Source organism: Lysinibacillus sp. GJ-1 (genome assembly GCF_021166035.1).
Classification (GTDB): Bacteria; Bacillota; Bacilli; order Bacillales_A; family Planococcaceae; genus Lysinibacillus; species Lysinibacillus sphaericus.
This window is the reverse complement of the sequence record NZ_CP088912.1, coordinates 1,685,341-1,705,616: the sequence shown is the minus strand read 5'-3', so window position 1 is coordinate 1,705,616 and position 20,276 is coordinate 1,685,341. Positions and strand designations below refer to the sequence as shown.

Sequence of the window (20,276 nt, the reverse complement as noted above, 5' to 3'; positions counted from 1 at the left end):
GAAACCGAAATGTTTCTACACCTGTTTTTATATTTTATAAATAAAAGAAGGTTGTCCTTTTTAAGTTCAATCACTTATCGGACAACCTTATATTTATCATGTATACTTTAGCGTTTAGTCGCCTGTAAGCGCAAACGTGCCGTTCGTTTTTTCGTTTCTTTAAATAATTCATCTATTTGACGATAACACGCATATTGACCTGGTTTCGTTTTAATAAAAGTTAAACGTTCCACTCCATTTATGGGCAATACTTCTTCACCTGCTTCGTTAACTAAACGTTCAAACAAACGTATAGCCTCTTCCATAAGGCCTTTTGCTTTCCCATTACGTGCTTGATGGGCTGCATGTATTTGCGCTTCTAGCAATGCCCACTCTGCAAACCATTCATCAATTTTTTCTTTTGTGATTGCATCAATATTCATGCTTTGGTCACCAGTCCTTTTTTAAAACGCTTTTGTCCTTCACGACAATCACCTAATAACGGACATGTTGCGCAACCTGGATTTTGTGCCTTGCAATGATAGCGACCGAAGAAAATTAGCTGATGATGGGTTTTCGACCACTTGTCCATCGGTGTTTTTTTCATAATCGTTTCTTCCACCTCAAGAACTGAGTCTTTCCAGCGACATAAGCCTAATCGTTTAGATACGCGCTCTACATGTGTATCGACTGCAAGCGCTGGTATGTCAAAGGCTACGGATAGCACAACATTCGCTGTTTTACGACCTACACCTGGCAAGGTAACAAGTTCCTCTCGACTTGCAGGAATTTGCCCACCATATTCAGTCAAAAGTCGCTCACATAAAAGTTGAATATTTTTTGCTTTATTTCGATAAAGACCAATAGAACGAATATCCTGTTGTAGCTCCTCTAAGGACACCGCTAAATAATCTTCGGGTGTTTTATATTTTTGAAACAATGTTTTCGTTACTTTATTAACAAGTACATCCGTACATTGTGCAGATAATAACGTGGCGATTGTCAGCTCGAACGGGTTGTCATGCACAAGTTCACAATGTGCATCAGGAAACATGCGGTCCATTTCAGCTAAACAATGCTCCCACTGTTTTTTTGTTAACATTCCCTAAAATCCCCCCTATTCTCTTTCTTCTAACCAGTTATAAAATGGTACTTTATTTGTCGACTGCGTTTCTTGCTGTAACGTGCGGGATTGCGGTCTAGTCAAGTTTTGCTTTTCACGGAACTGTTCGCCTTGCTTATGTGCAGCTTGTGGTGTTGTTATATTTTTCTTTTTCCACTCCAACAAAATCCGATCGATATAGCGAATGCTTAGTTTTCCAGCAAACACAGCCTCTTTTAACGCTTCTTTAATAAGTGAAGGACTGTGCCTATCCTCATCTAACCAAGAACCAATTTTTTCTAGCTCTAAAGGAGATAAAAGACGTCCCATTTCTTCTTCAAATAAACGGAATACCTCGCCCTCTTCTTGACGAAGCGTAGTTGCTGATTTTTGTTGCTCTTTCAATTCTATAATCTGCAAGATACGTTCCCAAAGAGGGTACACCGAATATTTTTCGTACAGCTTGCCAGTTGTCTTATCAACGTCACGTGTAATCTCAAGGAAGCCTTTTTGCATAAGTCTTTGTAAGCGCGATGTAATGTCATTACTAGGCATCGTGAGACGATTCATCAGGTCTGTTGGTGTAGGAAAATCATTTCCTTCAACATGATAGGCAAGTAAATGCAAGACGATAAGCGCCTCATCATCCTCAATATTTAACTCCTTATAAAACTGAAAAAAGAGCTGAGGAATGTGTATCGTTCTCTGCTCAGTCCATGTACGGAGTCGATTATTTTTTGTATTCATGTAGACATGACTCCTTTTTTCTAAGTAAGTAGAAAAGCCGCGTAGAAATTTCACTACGCGACTTTGCAATTGTTTCTGTTTATTGCTAACCGATTATGGATATAAGCGGTTTAATAAACGTGGGAACGGAATCGTTTCACGAATATGCTCTGTCCCAGAAATCCATGCAACTGTTCGTTCTAACCCTAGACCGAATCCAGAATGCGGTACGGATCCTTGCTTACGAAGTTCTAAATACCATGCATAAGCATCTAATGATAAGTTATGTTTTTCTAGACGAGATTTTAATAATTCGTAGTCATGAATACGCTCTGAACCGCCGATAATTTCACCGTAACCTTCAGGTGCAATTAAGTCAGCACATAACACAACATCATCACGATCAGGATGTGGTTGCATGTAGAATGGTTTGATGCCTGTTGGATAGCACGTAATGAATACTGGTTTGTCAAATGAATTGGCAATGGCAGTTTCATGTGGCGCACCGAAGTCATCTCCCCATTCAATATCATCAAAACCTTGTTCATGTAATAGTTTAATGGCATCGTCGTATGAAATACGAGGGAATGGCGCTTTGATATTTTGAAGTGTAGATGTATCACTACCAAGTCGCTCTAATTCTAGCGTACAGTTTGCCAGAACAGACTGTACAATATGCTCAACATATTGTTCTTGTACTTCTAAATTTTCTTCAAATTCCACAAAAGCCATTTCCGGTTCAATCATCCAGAATTCGATAAGGTGACGGCGTGTTTTAGATTTCTCCGCACGGAACGTCGGACCGAAAGAGAAAACCTTCCCTAACGCCATTGCTGCTGCTTCCATATAAAGTTGACCAGATTGAGATAAATACGCATCTTCATCAAAATATTTCGTGTGGAATAGCTCTGAAGTTCCTTCAGGTGCTGAACCCGTTAAAATTGGTGGATCCATTTTCGTAAAGCCATTATTGTTGAAAAACTCGTAAGTAGCACGAATAATTTCATTACGAATTTTCATCACCGCATGTTGCTTACGAGAACGTAACCATAGGTGGCGGTTATCCATTAAAAATTCAGAGTATGCTCTTTAGGCGTAATTGGGAAATCAGTCGCTGCATGTAGCACTTCAATGCCTGTAACTGCTAGTTCACAGCCAAAGCTTGAACGCTCGTCGGCTTTCACCTCGCCAATCACATACATCGATGTTTCTTGCGTCATACCTTTTGCAATCGCAAAAATTTCTTCGCCTACTTCTTCTTTCACAACAACGCCTTGCACAAAACCTGAACCATCGCGCAGCTGTAAGAAAGCAATTTTACCACTTGAACGTTTGTTAGCTAACCAAGCACCTAGCTTGACTGTTTCGCCGATATGCTGTGGCATATCTTGAATCATAATTTTTTTCATAGAAATCCTCCAAAGTTGGTTAGAAGGATTAGTCTTGCCATTTTGATTTTACGAATGCATCAATACGACGGACTGCCTCTTCTAATAATTCTAAAGATGTAGCATAAGATAATCGCATTGTAGTTGGTGCACCAAAGCCAGAGCCCGGAATCACTGCTACGTTTGCTTCAGTTAAAATATCCGCAGCAAATGCATCTACTGAATCATAACCAGTATGAGCCATCGCTTCTGCTACATCTGGTAATAAGTAAAATGCGCCTTGCGGTTTTAATACATTGAAGCCAGGAATTGCACTAATTTGTGGATAGATTTTTTCAAGACGAGATTCAAATGCTTGGCGCATTTCTTCTACAGTGTCTTGTGGTCCATTATACGCTTCCACTGTTGCATACTGTGCAGTTGTTGTCGCGTTTGAAGTAGAGTGTGAAGCAAGGTCAGTCATTGGTTTAATAATGTCTGCATCACCTGCTGCATACCCGATACGCCAGCCTGTCATAGAGTGAGATTTAGCTACACCATTGACTACAATTGTACGTGCTTTCAATGCATCTGAAAGTTGTGCAATTGAATAATGCTCAATACCATTGTATACAAGCTTCTCATAAATTTCATCTGACACGATTAAAATATCTTTTTCTTCTGCAACAGCCGCAAGTTCTGCTAGCTCATCACGAGAATAAATCATACCAGATGGGTTGCTTGGCGAGTTAATGATGACTGCTTTCGTTTTATCCGTAACAGCTGCTCGTAATTGATCCGCAGTAATTTTATAACCTTGTTCGCGTGTTCCTTCAACATAAACAGGCACGCCACCCGCTAATTTCACTTGCTCTGGATACGATACCCAATAAGGAATAGGGATGATTACTTCATCGCCTTCATTTAAAATAACTTGGAATAACGTGTAAAGAATATGCTTAGCCCCAACACCTACGATAACCTCGTTCGGTTTATATGTAAGATTGTTGTCGCGTTGAAGTTTGTCAATAATGGCTTTCTTTAGAACTGGAAGACCGCCGGCAGGTGTATATTTTGTTAAACCTTTTTCCATAGAGTCAATAGCCGCATCTAGAATATTGCGTGGTGTGTTGAAGTCTGGCTCACCAGCACCTAGACCAATTACATCGATACCTTGCTCTTTTAATTCTTTTGCTTTTGCAGTAATCGCTAATGTTGAAGATGGTGTTAAAGTTTTCACTCGGTTTGCTAATAATTTTTTCATACGGGATCTACTCCTCTTATAAATTCTTAATGCGCTTCCACCAGTCGCCGTCCTTAAACAAAATATAGACATAGTTGAGTTTATCTTGATCGTTCAGGTATGAAATTTCCCAAACAGCTCCAGCCTCCTCATAGCCTAATTTCATATGAAGAACCTTTTGTACATTTCCTTCTTTTTTAAAACCGATAATGCTTGCTTTTCCGTAATACCATCTTTCAAAAATACTTCCTGAATGGAATCCTCTTCTAGATTCGTTGGAACAAAGACAGCCTTTTTGTCACCGTATTCGTCTACCCCGAATACAGTAACATACGAATTTTTGCCATTATATGTGTAGGACTCCGTGACAATTGCTAGGGCTTTGGCATCAAGTGCCAACTGTTCAGCCTTTTCTTCAATTGAACTAAACGGAGCCTCGGCTTTCCAGAGTACTAAAATACTAATGACAAGTGATAAGGAAACCATAAAGACAGAAATGAAAATCAACCAGTTTTTCATATATTCACCTTATGTTTCACACCTAGCTTTTTGTTTGCTAAGAATGCCTGATATTTTTGCGTGTCGAACACTGCGCACACTTTCATTTTGCTTACCATTTTTGCCAACCTGCTTTCTTTCCTCATACCACAACATTATACACCAAAATCCCGTTGTCGTGTTTGCTAATTTCATTTATTGTACGTTGATAAACCAACGTTTTCAAATGATTAGAGTATCTATTTTCGATTTTTACTCTTTCATGAAAATAGACAGCCCTTTCCCGTCAAAAGTTCCTATTCTTTTTCACAAAGAGAAAAGTTTTTTTGAGGGAAATCTCTTTTTTCTATATTAAAAAGGATAATTATATGAAAACAAATTTATTCCCACTGCCTAGTATTGACAGTGGGAATGATGAAAGCGGATTTTTACTAAAATAGACAATGCATTTAAAGCTGCAAAACTTTTTATTGTACACTAATAACATAACTAGCACGCCCGTTATTTTTTGCTTTGTACAAGTTGCGATCTGCTTGCTTAAAAAGCTTTATATATTCATAATTTTTTTGGTCATTCAAACAAGCGCCTAAACTAACCTTTAATGGATAGCTATCATATTCATGTTCTAGTTTTAAAGTTAACATGTAGGCATGCAATTCTTTTATACTATCATTTAAAAACATCTTACTTTTATGCCGAAGACAAATAATAAATTCATCTCCACCATAACGGATAATCACCGCTTCTTGATTATACAAAAAATCTTTTAACCCCGTAGCAAGGAGTTGCAACACCATATCTCCAAATAAATGGCCATATTGATCATTGTATGCTTTAAAATAATCAATATCGAGTACAATTACACCAACATATTGGTGGCATGCCTGTGCCTCATTTAACCAATCATTTAGTTCTATATCAAGAAAATGGCGATTTAGGACACCTGTTAACGGATCATATAGCGCTCTTTTTTCCAGTGTCTCTTTTTGCCGATTAAATTCTAGATTCATCACCTGTTGAAGCAGATTATCTGCACTCATTTTTTCTGATAGCTCTATATAAGCGCGTTGTACATCAAATATTTCTTTACGATAATCTAATTGATAAAGTACGTTTAAAAGCATTCGCATCACTTTCTTCGTAATGGGGTTATCACCATAGGATTGTGCTAATTCTATCGCTTGCTTATAATAGTCTACCGCTTCTTCAAGTCGATGTTGATGCTCGTATAAAAAACCATAGCCAAACAATGCAGCTACCTTTTCTCGTTTATGATTTTGAATAATTTCAGAATTCAATGTCTGATCCAACAAAGCTTGAGCAGTAACAAAATCGCCCTCTAAAATATACACATCCGCCATATTATTATGAATGCGAATCTCTTGTAATTTCGCTAATTCTGGAAGTGTCTTCGCAAGCTCCACATTATAATTTCTTGCAATAAAAGCCGCTTCCAGAGCCTCCATATAACAGCCATTTTCAACTTCTAGATAGCATAGATTACTATGGCAACGTACAAGCATTTTAATATCTTTTAACTGCGTAGCATATTCTATAGACTTTTTTGTCATTTCCACCGTTTTTTCTCTGAAACCAACCAGATCATATATTAAGGACATGACCAGATTGTAATTCATAAAGTCCTTTTTCGTGCCGTACTTTTGGCAGCACTCCTCATATTCTTGGATATGACGTACCATGCTTAATGTATCACCTAGCGCATGATGAATTAATATCTTTTGGAAGAATAAATCTAGTCCATGCCTATGATTATCATTTTCTAATGCTACTAAAAGTCCCTGTTCAGCAAGAGTTAGAGCTTCTGTCAAACGCCCTTTCGTCCGCATTTCTAGGATTGTTTTGTTTAATTGTTCTAATGTTAACTCCAATTCATCACCACTTCTCTAAGCTCGGATTTTCCCTTATCCATCACACCTTAATGTAGCAGTTAGCCTATTCATTAATTATAAGCGAAGTCCTATACACTCGTCCGTCATTTCTATCATATCCCATAAATTACTAAACATATCGAATGATGAATGTTTTGTCAAAAGCGTATAATACTTGCCCTTCCTTTATGCTAGTAAGCCACAATAAGCAAAGGGACTGCTCGTTCATCAGCTTACGCTATCAACTAAAAACGCTGCTTTCGTTTTATGTATAGTAAATATATGCCTTATTGGCTACTCATTAGCAGATTGCATGAATTTTTGAAATTTAATATTTTTTATATATTAGCACAAATACTTCCATTATTGTCCTCGTTTCTTATTGTTTTTACCCATATGATGAAGTTAAGTTTGTAAAAATGTAAGGGACGTGATGTTTTGAATAAAAAAATCAATCCTGCTGACCCAGCAACAATCCCCAAATTTGTAGATGCCTTACCGAAACCCGTTACCGCAAAACCAAAATTCAGTAGCAGACATCCGAAGAAAGATTATTACGAGTTGCAGATGTTGGAAGCAGAGCATAGTTTTCATAAAAACTTTCCAAAATCCACGATTTGGGGATATAACGGGCTTTATCCAGGACCGACCATCGAGGCTTCAAAAGACAAAACGATTTATGTCAAATATAAAAACCAATTGCCGACCAAACATTTTTTGCCAGTTGATTTTACTCTTCATGCGGCTAATGACTCCCAAGAGGTTCGAACAGTAACTCATCTTCACGGTGCCAATGTAGATTGGGAAAGCGATGGACATCCTGAAGCTTGGTATACAAGAGACTATACGTATACTGGTCCTAAATTTAATAAAGAAATACATGAATATACGAACCATCAACCAGGTACAACTTTGTGGTATCATGACCACGCAATGGCTTTAACGCGCCTAAATGTTTACGCTGGACTTGCAGGTTTTTACCTGCTTCGAGACTCCATAGAAGAACGTTCAAACTTACCATGTGGCGATTATGAATATCCGTTATTAATTGCTGATAAATCCTTTAATGAAGACGGCTCACTGTTCTATCCAGAAGGTCCTCCATTCCCAGTGCCGGTGAATCCATCCATTACACCTGGATTTGTTGGAAACACAATCGTTGTCAATGGTAAAGTATGGCCTTATTTAAATGTTGAACCTCGCAAATATCGTTTTCGTTTGTTAAACGGTTCAAATAGAAGAGGCTATGTTTTAAGCCTGTCCAACAAGCAGCCAATGATTCAGCTTGGCACAGATGGTGGCTTTTTAACTGCCCCAAATGCAATTTTCTCGGTTGAATTATTGCCAGCTGAGCGAACAGATATCATCATTGACTTTTCAACATGCGAAGGTCAAGAAATCACTTTAATGAACGGTGATACCGATTTTTTTGATGAGCATACTAGCGTCATTATGCAATTTAACGTAAATTGCCCACTTCGATATGAGGATACGAGTGAAGTGCCTGCAAGACTTGCAATGTCAATGGATTTACACCCTCATCATGCACAGGTTGAACGCAACTTACCGTTAAGTGCCACTACGGATGACTTCGGAAGACCTATGTTGTTATTAAATGACCGAATGTACCATGACCCTGCTACCGAAAAGCCTGCGCTTGATAGTATAGAAGTTTGGAATTTTATTAATGCTACGCCGTTTATACATCCTATTCATCTGCATTTAATTCAATTTAAAATTCTTGAACGACGACCATTTGACGTGGAACTCTATCAAAATGAAGGAAGGCTAGCATTTACTGGTCCTGCAGAAAAACCGCGTGACTACGAACGAGGTTGGAAAGATACCGTCAAAGCTGATGCAGGGAAGGTTACAAAAATTATTATGCACTGGAAAGACCATATCGGGAATTATATGTGGCATTGCCATTTCCTCGAACATGAGGATCATGATATGATGCGACCTATTCTCGTAATGAAAGATGTACATCCCGTATCGGAGCCACATGTTGAAGTAGCGCATGTTACAGAAAGTCATAGCACCACAGCAACAACCATTTCAAATGATTCGGACACCACTCCCCCCTTGTTGAATAATGCTCAAAATATTACAGCATCGCCTGAGCCAACACAGCACGCATCTAGAAGGGCTAATAAGCAATTGTCCGTTGCGAAGGAAACTGCGCCTCATGTTGCGACTCATACACAAAATGTCTCACAGTTTGTACCGCTACCTATATATCCTTCAAAAACAAGCCAAACACAACCCCACACGGCAAATAGATGGCGTAGAAGACGGTCATAGCAACCTACTTCAGCCCATATAATGCCAAATAAAAACGAGGTATTTGACATTAGCTTGTCAAATACCTCAGTTTGTAAAATAAATATTAGCTATCTCACATCGTGTTTCATTTCTCTATAATTGGATAACGGGCAATAATAAGTCTAATTGCGTAAAATCTTTATCACCTATGATAGATAATGCATTGTAATTATTGTAAATAATCGTCATTTTTTTATTTCCATTTATAGTATACTAAAAGTCTAGAAAAGGAGGTGAACAAAGTAGATTAAGATAAAATACATATTCTTCACTACCTACTAGTAGTATTTGAAGAAAACAAAAAAAGCGGCACAATCTAAACCACAACGTCGCAAGTAGTCATTTGAAGAAGGTGAAAACCTCTTTTTACTTAGTATTTTATCGTAACCACTAATTATGCGAAGGAAAACCATACGAATATTTAACATTGTTCTCATCATAGTACTAACTTTTATAATGGCACAAACAACAGACTTTAGTAATTTAACAACGTCGGACTATGTATATTTATCACTGTATGTTTTGATTATTATTCTTTTCATCGTTAACACTATATTAGAAGTAATCAATAAACGACGTGATATTAATGAGTAATATCCGTAACACAGATAATCCGTTATTCAAAGGTATGGATATAGCAGAAGCATCCGGATTATGCGGACTGTCTCAACTACAGATCAAATTGTTATGTAGTATACACCTATAATTGAGGAAGAATGACACCTTAGAAGCAGATAGTGAAGGCGTATTTCAATTAAGTGGAGACTTTAGCACAGAGTAAAAAATAATACGCGTGCATTTTAACTAACAAGAGGCTGGGACAAAAGAGAAAAAGGGTTAGATTGATGGCAGTCAATCTAACCCTTTTCTGCTGCGCCCTTGTTGTCCGCTTCTGCGGTGCTTTCCGCGGGCACACACGTAAGCCGCAACCCTCGCTAGCGCGCTGAATGCCAGCGTCTTACGCTGCGTGCATTCCCGCAGGAGTCACCGCCTCCGCTACCAACAACTAGTGAACCCTTCTAATTTATTATTAATTGCAAAAGAAATAATAGTAAATATGTTCTATATATTTTCTTAGCAAAAATTTATCAAAACCAATGTCCCTCTATTTAAGATTCTAAAGTTATGTGCCAGCCTCTAATTGTTTGCCTTTTATCCATGATTAATAATCTTATCTGTATAGAAGACTTGCTCCTTGACAACTCTTTGATGATTGGTGCATATACGACGCTAAAACACGATGAGTAATCGTAATTACTGTAAAATAATATGGATTCAACAAATAACTTTAATAAATTATCTCACTTTTCATTTCTCTCCAATTGGATGACGGGCAATAATAAGTCTAATTGCGTAAAATCCTCTCCTCGGTACCACTCGATAATTGAGCGGGTAGGCACCCAGCTATGATGAAAAGCATATTGTAATAATTTGTGATAACCGCCTTTGATTTTTGTAGGATGTTCTTTAAATGGTAATGCTAAGCAAATACAGGCAGGCATATGTTCGATAAAATCAACACCCTTTAATCCATTTAGCATGGAATCTGCTGTCACTCCAAAACCGATTTGTACTTTTATCAAATCTTGTCCTGATAAGTAGTTTACATAATAACTTTTAATGCGTATATTGTTCTGCTTTAATTTATTCGCTCTTTTTGCAAAATACTCTCCAAACTTCCCTGTTGTCGATTGCTCAATGAACCAAATAATTTTTTCATCTTGTTTATCGATAAGATAAATATCTTCTTGAATTGAATCACTTTCTAAAAAACGTAAACTAACATCTATTAGATCACGTTTTTTCTTAATAGAACGAATCCAATTTTCCATCATGGTTTGACGAGCTATTTCATCATTTTCCTGTAAATAATGTTGAATATCTTGTAGAGGGACATCTGCAATTCGCAAAGTGGTAATTAATTTGACTGTAGCAATTTGATGCTGCGCATATACACGATAGCCATTCTCTCTTCGTTCTACTGGCAATAATAAATTTTTCGATTCATAAAAACGTAACGTGCTTTTTGCAATTCCAGTTCTATTTGAAAATTCTTGAATCGTCATATCCTTTTGCAAAGTCATCTCACTCCTTCGCTTTAACAGTAAACCTTAAAGCTACTTGAAGGTCAAGAAAATTTTCAGAATTGTTTGGGTGACTGGCACTGCCTAAAATACTGATAGACTTTTTCTAACTTTTTTTGTTGCCCTCCCTTTTTACTTTCCATATTGCCAAATTCAAAAAACTTCACCTTTTTAATTCCTACAAAATTAAACAATGCTTTTCGCATTAACACTTTATGCGCATTATTCAACCAAAAGAGTGGATAATTTGTCGGGCCTTTCATTGTTGACACACAGACGACCGACTTCCCTTTTAAAAGTCCTTCTGGAAACAAGCCTTTTTTATCTCTATAAGCAAAATTAGATGCAAATAGTTGATCGATATATCCTAAAAGCATTGCAGGCGGTCTTCCCCACCAAATCGGATAGATAAAAACAATCTGATCTGCCCATGTAAGTTGTTCTCTATATTTCTCTAAGTTAGGCTCGCGATACATATCACGTCTTCGTTTATGTTCGTGAAAATGTAAAATTGGATCAAATTTTTCCTCATATAAATCTAACACTTGTAATTCGGTTATGTACGGATTTTCATTACAGCCTTTAAGGACTTGCTGTAAAAAAGCATAATTCAAACTTTGATGATTTGGATACGTATAAATGACTAACGTGTTCATAACATCCTCCTATTACTTATCATTTGATAAGTAAATAATAACGAACATTGATTTAGTTGTCAAATGATAATTGTTTTAAGATAAGTTCTTTGATATCTTGTCAGTAAGAGGTGAGATATTTGGACAAGAATGCATTATTCAATCAATTTGTTACGTTTACCGCAGCCGTCCACCAAGTAACAAGTGACTTAACACAAAACATTAATACGGATGCTATTACGCCTGTTCAATACAAAATTTTAGAGTATTTAAAAGTAAGCCAACCTGTTACGATTACCGAAATTAGTGAATGTCATCATATGTCGTTACCCAATACAAGTCGCGAGCTCAAGAAACTTCAAGAAAAAAATTTAATTGAAAAAATAAGTGATATAGCGGATCGTCGTAAATTTTTTGTACGTCTATCAGCAGATGGTGAACAAATGATGCATGAAGCGTTTGCCCGTATCGAAGAACGCTTTCAACAGCTCATTCAACATGTTCCAGAAGAAGATTTAGAGGAAATCAAACACGCTTTGGATATTTTGCAACAGAAGGTTTTTAAACAACCTTAATCGTCAAACATTTTAATGTAAATGAATCATACTAATGCTACAGGTATTGTGGCTATCAACTCATTTAGAATTTAATCCCTAATATCCGTCACCCAATGACACTTTCCTTAATAGTCTAAAGATGTATAAAGGAGGTGACTCATGTGGGAGCAGTTTTTGATAAAATTTGGCTTGAACAGCATTTGGCTTCCCTTCCCTTATGGCAACAGATCGCATTTCAAGATTTTGCTTCAATGGTTGCAGATGATGCAAATGCATTCCCTTGTATTCCTGCGCGCACAGGGTTTATTTCGAATCAACTACGCTACAGTTTCGTTGGCGATCCCCGAGAGTTACAATCAGCTAAAGATTTGGCAAATTGCTTAAGGGAGTATGGTGACTGTGCTCGATCTGCTGGGAAATATACTTCGCACGCCATTTTCTTTGAGACGCCAAAAGATATGCTTGAAAATTATGATGTAGAAGATTACAGAGCTTTATTTTGGACCATGCTAAATCATGTAACTGCCTTTGACGAAAAAGAATGGCCTAGAGAAATCCCCGTAAATCCGTCTAATCATACATGGGAATTTTGTTTTAATGGGGAGCCTTATTTTGTCTTTTGCGCAACACCTGCCCATCAATTGCGTAAAAGCCGCCAGTTTTCAACTTTACTAATGGCATTTCAGCCACGCTGGGTCTTTGAAGATATAAATGACACGACCGTGCTAGGCCAAAAACTAAAAAAGTTAATACGAAAGCGCATCGAACAATATGATGCTATTCCAGAACACCCCGACTTAAAATGGTATGGGCAAAAAGATAATTTTGAATGGAAGCAATACTTTTTAAGTGATGATGAACATAGCCCTGCCCAATGTCCGTTTGTAAGAGGAAATTTACCACTCACTTTGCCACAAAAACGAAAAAATTAAACGGAGCGATGGTTGCTCCGTTTTTTCATAACAATTAATGTTGCCAGTGCAATGAAGACGATGAACAGTAAGCTTATGTAAAAACCGAGTCTGCTTGTTTTTTCGCCTAAAGTGCCCGAAACAGTTACCGCAATTAGCAGCATCCCAACAATATTTTTTACATGTTGCCACTTCGTTAATGTCATAAGTTTTGCATAGGTTACTAATATAAAAAGCCAATTATAAATTAACATTAATCCTGCTGCCGTTATTAAGTATTCAAAAATCTTTTCTGGAATCATGAAACCGATTGTAATAGTGATAATTAAACCACCCGTGAGGAACAGAAAGGCTGGTAATGGAACTTTCATTTTTCCTTTTTTCGCTAATATCGCTGGTGCATCATGATCTTCAGCTAAAGCCGTTAAAATCGTGACAACAGCATACAAGGACGCAACCATTGTAGAAAATCCAGCAATAATTAAAATACCCGTTATGATATCCGCAACAAATGGGATATTAAAATTTGCAAGAGCAGTAATAAACGGGCTTTCGTCTATTGTGAATGATGCCCAATGTACTAATGCAAGGGCACAGACTAGTGCAATTACATAAATCGTAGTAAGGATAACAATCATTACTTTTCCGGCTTTCGGTGCCTGATGGGGATCTTTTAAATCGATTACGAGTAGCCCCATCACCTCTATGCCACCAAAAGCAAAAAATGCATAGAGTAAACCAAGCCAAACACCCTTTACTCCTTCCGAAAAAAAGCCTTGAAAGTTTGCTAGAATAACATCTACTTGCCTTGGCTCACTATTCATCCCCTTTATCATTAGGATAGCAGCAACTACAATAAACATTACAACAGCAGCGGCTTTCATTGCCCCAAATACATTTTGAAATTTTTCAAAGCCTTTCATTCCTGTCAGTATAATGAGCAAGCCAAGTGCACCAAAACCTGATGCAGTCATCCATAGCGGTATGCTAGGAAACCAAAAACGCGTGAAAATTCCTAATGCCATTAATTGGCTCCCCATAATTAATAGTTCAGAAATTAAATAGACCCAACCATTACTAAAACCTGCCCAATTGCCAAAAGCTTGTTTTGAATACGTACGAAATGATCCTTTGTCAGGATTGGCAACAGACATATTCACGAGCGCATCATAGACAATGTAGGTGCCAATGGCTGCTAAAATAAATGGAATTAAAACAGCATACCACTCTTTGCAATGGACCATGCTTGTTCCAAGAAAAAAACCTGTCCCTAACGTACACCCTACACCTAACAGGGACAACTGCCACCAAGACATTTGGCTTTTGCTTGTTTTTGACTCCATAGAAATCACCTCTATACCGATTTTCGCACTAATGGTAATGTCATACAGCGAATACCACCACCGCCTTTTTCAAGCTCTGTCACGTCAATTTCCACAATATTTTTCTTTTGTAATTTTGGATGCGCTTTGAAATGCTGTTTAGTCGCCTTTTTACTGACTAACAATGTTTCGGGATTGAGATTTAAAAAATTGATATCAGGAATGGTGTTATACTTTTCTAACCAATACAACTCAAACCCATGACAATTGAAAAATTGTTCGGTCATATCAAAACGAGTCCCACTTGTTGTAATTACTTGGATAGGAAAATAACGCATAAAACTTTTCGCTATGACGACATCGTTGTTGGCAATATTACAATTCATATCTAAATGCAGTGTATCCGAGCTTCGAGGCAAATCAATAATGCCTATTTCAGAGAAACCTGCTTGAAAAATACTGTCTTTTATCTGCTCTACACCCTGCCTTGTCGTTCTTACACCTATATTAATAAGCACAGCATCACGATTTAACACCATCACATCTCCAAACTCTAATACATGGCTACTTTCCTTAGCGGGCATAAAGTGTTGCGGAAACCATTTCTGAAGTAATGTATGCGCATGTCCATATTCAGGTCGTCTAATCGAGCTACCCGCTGCACCTGGTAGCATTCGGTTACCAAACACACATGCAAGATCACGCACAAAATAACGATTTAGAAGTTGTTCGCTAAGGTGCTGCGCATCTGCTAATAAATGTGTTGCGTAATCTATTACGTGCACGCCTGCCTGTTGTAAAGTCTCTTTCAACTCCATAAAATTTTCCATTGCTTGGGTATGTGAAACAGCCGCACTCCATTGTACATTTTCTGCCGTTTTTAAATCGGGTACATCTAATTTGGAAGGCGCACAAAGCATAACCGCAGTAAGCTCTCCGTGCTCCGACCAACAGCTTGGTTGAAATGACATCATGATGGTAACTCCCCCTTTTCGTCGCGATTATTGTTAGCCTTACCAGCAACTTAAAGATTATACGATGCAGCGCTACAAGAAAACACACCATACATAACGGTGTGTCTGAAAGTGTAAACAAACTCATAGAATGAAACTGTTTCTGGATTTCCACTTCGTACAGACGCTTTCAAGGAACAGCAAAAAATGAAATACTTCTTTTAAACGTTTACTATGACAATCTCATGACCACGTAGAATTCTTTGCAAAGGCGAGGTAGGTTTATTGTTACCTCAAAAATATTCGGCATGCTAGGAGCTTGACTAGTTAAGTGGAGTGGAAGGCGCGACACTCCAGCTCAGAACAACACGAGCTGAAAATCCATTTTTTACGGCTTTTGTCGCAAAAATTAGTTGAAGCCGTGCCTGCGGAAAGGGAGCGCCTAGAACGGAATTCAACGATATGTTTACGTAAAATACTCTAGTTTCGCATTGGGGAAAAATTTTTTCATATAGCCATAAAGATGTTCTTTTATGTCTTCCTCTTCTTCTTTTTGATAAATATATTTACCAATCCCATATTTCCCCCACTTGTATCTTCTCGCAGTTTCATCCAATTCTAATTTTGTCATCGGATAGTTTTTTTCGATTACTTTTTTCGCAGGCTTTGTAAAGCGATGTTGAATAAATTCAAAAGTAATATCGTCCCTTACATCATGAGGCAATTCCGCATCTAGACGCTCAAACATATGATAATAGCCTTCCTCCCAACCTTCGTGCAGATAAATGGGCGCAACAATAAAACCTAGAGGATAGCCTGCTCTCGCTACTTTTCCAGCCGCTTCAATGCGCTTATCTAAAGGAGATGTGCCTGGCTCAAAGTTTTTAATCACATAGTCCGCATTTACACTAAAACGAAATCTTGTCTTGCCATTATGTTTGGCATCTAATAAATGGTCCACATAATGGAATTTCGTTACAAATCGCAGTAAACCAAACTCACTTTGTCCAAAATGCTCAATCGCTCTTTTTAACGTATGTGTTAAGTGATCAATTCCAACAATATCTGATGTACACGATGCTTCAAAGCGCGTAATTTCAGGTGCTCGTTCTGCCATATAGTTGTCTGCAGCTTCAAGTATTTCCTCAACATTGACATATGTGCGAATATAAGGCTTGCTGCCCATCGTTGTTTGCAAATAACAATAATGACAATGCCCCATACATCCAGTGGCAAAAGGAATAGCATACTCTGCTGACGGTTTAGAAGTATCAAATTTTAATGTTTTTCGAATACCCACGACGAGCGTTGACTTGGCAATCCGATACTTTTGCAAATCATTGTCTCCAGGAAGATTGCGCACTTGATTATGAGATGTAGTATAACGAATTTCTATGCCCATTTGCTCAAACTTCTCTTTTAGTTCTTGTCCAAGCGGATAGTCGAGCGCATCAGGTTCAAAATAAACGAGCTGAGGTGTAAATGGTTTTCGCATCCTCTACCTCCATCAATGAAAGTATTGATGATATGCTTGCTCCGCATCCATCTCACTTGAAAAAATAACAAAGTCATTCGTTAACGGATAGTAAGTTTCAAAAAGAAATAACGCCAATTCATTTGGATTTTCCGGATTAGTAACAACTGCCGCTTCCTGTATATTTGCGACATCTTGAATATGTGGATTGCGGTAAAAGATATAAACAATATCCCCTGCATTGTATGATTGCTGTTGCATTTCTTCATCCTCCTTTAGTCATTTCTATTAGTTTGGCTAAAGAAAGTGAAATTATGTTGTGTATTGAAATCATATTTTCTCCTAGCTATTTACTTGAATAAATTATTTTAAAATAACAAATCCCAAGACAGATCTTCTTATAATTAGATAAGTAATTATTTCCTTTTTCTACTCTATTCTTTTTATCAAATTCCGTTAACAAGCAGAGTTTACTTTATATCTCTAAGTACCAGTTAGTGCAAGATGTAAAACTGACCACTATTTTTTTACAAAATTGATACTTTTAAATAGTAAAGCCTTTGCTAATGTTATCCTAGCATGCAGCATTGATTTACGAAGTAAGGTTTTGCGCAACTATTCTTTGACATTGAAAAAGCAAATAAGGAAGGTTTACAACTATGCAAAAATCAATAAGCTATTCACATTCACGCACTTTTGATCTCATTCTATCAGCCATGTTAATTGCACTTGTGTTTGTAGCAACACTCACATTGAATATTAAACTACCTATTAAAGCAAATGGTGGATTGGTTCATCTTGGTACAGGTATGCTCTTTATCGCATCTATTCTTTTTGGCCCTAATAAAGGTGCCATTGCAGGTGCAATAGGCATGGGTTTATTTGACGTTGTATCTGGATGGACATTGTGGGCGCCTATTACAATCGTAGCTCGTGGCTTACAAGGCTATATCGTAGGGAAAATCGCTTGGTCGAACGGACGCAAAGGAAACAGCATTGCTTTTAATGTTCTTGCTATGATTATTTCAGTTCCGTTTATGGTAGCCGTTTATTATGTTGGGGAAGGTATTTTATATGCCAATTGGGTTGCACCATTGACTTCTATTCCTGGAGACTTAGTTCAAAATGTTTTAGGAATGATTGTGGCAATTCCGGTTTGTATTCTCTTAAGAAAAACACCGATTTTCAAATAAATATTCGTAGTTCTTTGAGTTGTTCTCGCTGTTAAATCAGCGAGAATTTTTTATTTGCGATACACGCCTGTTCCCTTTAAAAATAAAAACACACTCGCTTGCGCGAATGTGTTTTTTCTATTTGGATAAATCTATTTTTTTATTTAATAAGTAAATGGTCACGCCACCAACAGTCATCGATAATAATTCTCCGACACCAACCGTAAACCATGTCGCCCAAAATGGCAGATCATACAGTATCGTTAATTGGCCTACAACAGTAAACATCGATAGTGCAAAAATCACTGCTGTGATGACCATTTTCCAACTATCCTGCTTAATGTTTTTAGTTACCATTCGACAAAGAATTAATACTAGAAATGTTGCAATTCCGCCAATAGGCACATCAAGAATCCAAGTCGGCGACATAAAATTTGCTAATACAACACCTAGGGTTACTGCTACTACATAGCGTTTATTGTACAGCGCCAAATAGTTGAACATCTCTGACAAACGTAGCTGCACTGCTCCAAAGCTAATCACTGACAATAATACAGTTACAGCCACATATAAGGCTGCGACAAGTGCTACTTTAGTAAGTTCCCTTACAGAAGTACGCGGTGAATCTTTTACAATAGATGTATTCAATTTACATTCTCCTTTGTAAAATAGCAAGTTGCTATTTTAGTAATAACTACGACCAAAGGAAGAGAGCATATTGCCCTAACTGAAGTGCCGTAGTGTAAGCTATTTTTGCTTACTTGCGTATTATAGCAGAAGAATGATTCATTGACCAATACTATTTCGCAATCCAACCACCGTCAATTGGTACCACAGCTCCATGCATATAATCAGCGGCATGACTCGCCAAAAAAAGCGTTAAATTCGCCACTTCGCTTGGTTGTGCCCAACGACCCGCTGGCGTCTCATTGGCAACCCATTTTGCCATTTCACCATCGCCTTCAAAATCCGCTTTGGTCATAGCTGTTTGAATAGCTCCTGGTGCAATGGCATTCGCACGTATCCCCTCACGACAATAATCTAAATCCAACTGTTTCGTATAGCCCACAATGGCATGCTTGGATGCTGTATAAGCCGCACCCCCACCTCCTGCAATCAGCCCAGCAATAGACGCCATATTAACGATGATGCCCGATTTACGCTTTACCATATGAGGCAAAATCGTATTCGTTACAAAAAAAGTACCCTTTACATTCGTATTCATAATTTTGTCCCATAGCGCCTCATCGGTATCTAGTGTTTTGGCAAAACCATCTAAAACGCCAGCTGTATTCAGTAAGATATCTACGCTGCTAAAGCTTGCCATTGCTGCTTGAAAAGCGTGCTCTACATCACTTTTTTTACAGACACTTCCTAGCGTATAAGCAAAGCGCTCAGGGTATTGCTGCTGTAATTGCCCTAACCCTCGCTCATCTACATCCAAACCAAAAACATAAGCACCGTTTTCTAAAAAAGCAATAGCTTGTGCTTGGCCAATACCTGACGCAGCACCTGTAATAAACACTGTTTTACCATTATATTCTGCAAACTTCATAGGATCTCTCCTTTATAAAAAGTAATCTACTACTAAAAACACTGACACAAGTCGCAGCTCTACATGCATTGTGCCAGCTCTTATCAACTATACCGCCTACAAAGCTTAACCTTCATATCAAAAAAATAGCATACTAAGAATCACTTAGCATACTATTATAACCTTTGAAACGACACTGAATTTAGTTTACGATTTTCCAATCTTCGGCTAATAAATCACATACTGTTGGTGTGAACATCGTGTAACCCTCGCCACGCACATTAATTAAAAAATAGGGGTTCAAATTCTCTCCGTCGTGCACGCTTTGACCTACAAGCTTAACATATAATTCAGCACCGCCCCATCCTTCACGAATTACTTTCTCGCCCGCCTTTAAACGCGGTAATACTTCTTCAAACGTCATCTATACTCATCCTTTGTTAATCTTTTCTAATATGCCATACGAAAAAAGTATACTGGATATTTATTTTGTTTACAACAGAAG

Annotated in this window: 18 protein-coding genes and 2 pseudogenes; 4 read left to right on the top strand and 16 right to left on the bottom strand. The window is 37.8% G+C overall.

Translation table 11 applies throughout. From position 1 onward, the window contains the following. Window positions 1-107 precede the first annotated feature (107 nt). From LO754_RS07985 to LO754_RS07955, 7 genes and pseudogenes are all read right to left on the bottom strand, one after another. A complete protein-coding gene (locus tag LO754_RS07985; RefSeq protein ID WP_024363364.1) occupies window positions 108-422 on the bottom strand; it encodes a YpoC family protein in 315 nt (104 codons plus the stop codon). Then, window positions 419-1,081 (bottom strand): endonuclease III, encoded by a 663-nt coding sequence (gene nth / locus LO754_RS07980; RefSeq protein ID WP_231785958.1) that lies wholly within the window; start codon window positions 1,079-1,081, stop codon window positions 419-421. Before nth ends, LO754_RS07985 begins: the two co-directional genes overlap by 4 nt. 15 nt (window positions 1,082-1,096) lie before the next feature. Further along, window positions 1,097-1,828 (bottom strand): DnaD domain-containing protein, encoded by a 732-nt coding sequence (locus tag LO754_RS07975; protein ID WP_024363362.1) that lies wholly within the window; start codon window positions 1,826-1,828, stop codon window positions 1,097-1,099. 93 nt (window positions 1,829-1,921) lie between these two features. Then, window positions 1,922-3,216, bottom strand: a pseudogene (gene asnS / locus LO754_RS07970) (asparagine--tRNA ligase). A gap of 28 nt (window positions 3,217-3,244) precedes the next feature. Beyond that, window positions 3,245-4,438 carry a pyridoxal phosphate-dependent aminotransferase gene (locus LO754_RS07965; protein ID WP_024363360.1) on the bottom strand — a complete coding sequence of 398 codons (1,194 nt, stop codon included), beginning with the start codon at window positions 4,436-4,438 and terminating at the stop codon, window positions 3,245-3,247. 16 nt (window positions 4,439-4,454) lie between these two features. Next, window positions 4,455-4,936: pseudogene (locus LO754_RS07960) on the bottom strand (cell wall elongation regulator TseB-like domain-containing protein). A gap of 446 nt (window positions 4,937-5,382) precedes the next feature. Next, complete coding sequence (locus tag LO754_RS07955; protein WP_024363358.1) at window positions 5,383-6,804, bottom strand: tetratricopeptide repeat-containing diguanylate cyclase; 1,422 nt, start codon at window positions 6,802-6,804, stop codon at window positions 5,383-5,385. Window positions 6,805-7,242: 438 nt separating this feature from the next. Here LO754_RS07955 and LO754_RS07950 point away from each other — a divergent pair, with 438 nt between their 5' ends. Then, entirely contained in the window at window positions 7,243-9,108 is a 1,866-nt protein-coding gene (locus LO754_RS07950) for a multicopper oxidase family protein (protein WP_024363357.1), read from the top strand. A gap of 1,322 nt (window positions 9,109-10,430) precedes the next feature. Here the strand turns inward: LO754_RS07950 and LO754_RS07945 are convergent. Both LO754_RS07945 and LO754_RS07940 read right to left on the bottom strand, forming a co-directional pair. Continuing rightward, window positions 10,431-11,207: a MerR family transcriptional regulator gene (locus LO754_RS07945; protein WP_025219147.1), complete on the bottom strand. Its 777-nt coding sequence runs from the start codon at window positions 11,205-11,207 to the stop codon at window positions 10,431-10,433. 62 nt (window positions 11,208-11,269) lie between these two features. Beyond that, window positions 11,270-11,869: an NAD(P)H-dependent oxidoreductase gene (locus tag LO754_RS07940; RefSeq protein ID WP_024363355.1), complete on the bottom strand. Its 600-nt coding sequence runs from the start codon at window positions 11,867-11,869 to the stop codon at window positions 11,270-11,272. Between the two features lie 119 nt (window positions 11,870-11,988). Between LO754_RS07940 and LO754_RS07935 the strand changes: the two genes are divergently transcribed. Then, window positions 11,989-12,423: a MarR family winged helix-turn-helix transcriptional regulator gene (locus LO754_RS07935; protein WP_024363354.1), complete on the top strand. Its 435-nt coding sequence runs from the start codon at window positions 11,989-11,991 to the stop codon at window positions 12,421-12,423. 143 nt (window positions 12,424-12,566) lie between these two features. After that, complete coding sequence (locus LO754_RS07930) at window positions 12,567-13,337, top strand: YqcI/YcgG family protein (RefSeq protein WP_231785957.1); 771 nt, start codon at window positions 12,567-12,569, stop codon at window positions 13,335-13,337. Here the strand turns inward: LO754_RS07930 and LO754_RS07925 are convergent. From LO754_RS07925 to LO754_RS07910, 4 genes are all read right to left on the bottom strand, one after another. Then, window positions 13,334-14,659 carry an amino acid permease gene (locus tag LO754_RS07925; RefSeq protein ID WP_231785956.1) on the bottom strand — a complete coding sequence of 442 codons (1,326 nt, stop codon included), beginning with the start codon at window positions 14,657-14,659 and terminating at the stop codon, window positions 13,334-13,336. The two genes, LO754_RS07930 and LO754_RS07925, sit on opposite strands and share 4 nt — an antisense overlap. Before the next feature lie 11 nt (window positions 14,660-14,670). Continuing rightward, entirely contained in the window at window positions 14,671-15,612 is a 942-nt protein-coding gene (locus LO754_RS07920) for an arginine deiminase family protein (RefSeq protein ID WP_231785955.1), read from the bottom strand. A 445-nt stretch (window positions 15,613-16,057) separates the two neighbouring features. After that, the gene (gene splB / locus LO754_RS07915) at window positions 16,058-17,086 is read right to left on the bottom strand and encodes a spore photoproduct lyase (RefSeq protein ID WP_024363350.1); all 1,029 of its coding nucleotides are present in this window, start codon (window positions 17,084-17,086) and stop codon (window positions 16,058-16,060) included. A gap of 12 nt (window positions 17,087-17,098) precedes the next feature. Beyond that, a complete protein-coding gene (locus tag LO754_RS07910) occupies window positions 17,099-17,326 on the bottom strand; it encodes a transcriptional regulator SplA domain-containing protein (protein ID WP_024363349.1) in 228 nt (75 codons plus the stop codon). A gap of 398 nt (window positions 17,327-17,724) precedes the next feature. On the opposite strand from LO754_RS07910, the gene LO754_RS07905 reads away from it, so the two are divergent. Further along, complete coding sequence (locus tag LO754_RS07905) at window positions 17,725-18,258, top strand: ECF transporter S component (protein WP_231785954.1); 534 nt, start codon at window positions 17,725-17,727, stop codon at window positions 18,256-18,258. A gap of 117 nt (window positions 18,259-18,375) precedes the next feature. On the opposite strand, the gene LO754_RS07900 is transcribed toward LO754_RS07905, so the two are convergent. From LO754_RS07900 to LO754_RS07890, 3 genes are all read right to left on the bottom strand, one after another. After that, window positions 18,376-18,885 carry a QueT transporter family protein gene (locus LO754_RS07900; RefSeq protein ID WP_231785953.1) on the bottom strand — a complete coding sequence of 170 codons (510 nt, stop codon included), beginning with the start codon at window positions 18,883-18,885 and terminating at the stop codon, window positions 18,376-18,378. A gap of 151 nt (window positions 18,886-19,036) precedes the next feature. Then, complete coding sequence (locus tag LO754_RS07895) at window positions 19,037-19,792, bottom strand: 3-oxoacyl-ACP reductase (RefSeq protein ID WP_108030465.1); 756 nt, start codon at window positions 19,790-19,792, stop codon at window positions 19,037-19,039. A 181-nt stretch (window positions 19,793-19,973) separates the two neighbouring features. After that, window positions 19,974-20,195 carry a DUF2829 domain-containing protein gene (locus tag LO754_RS07890; RefSeq protein ID WP_024363345.1) on the bottom strand — a complete coding sequence of 74 codons (222 nt, stop codon included), beginning with the start codon at window positions 20,193-20,195 and terminating at the stop codon, window positions 19,974-19,976. Window positions 20,196-20,276: the final 81 nt, after the last annotated feature.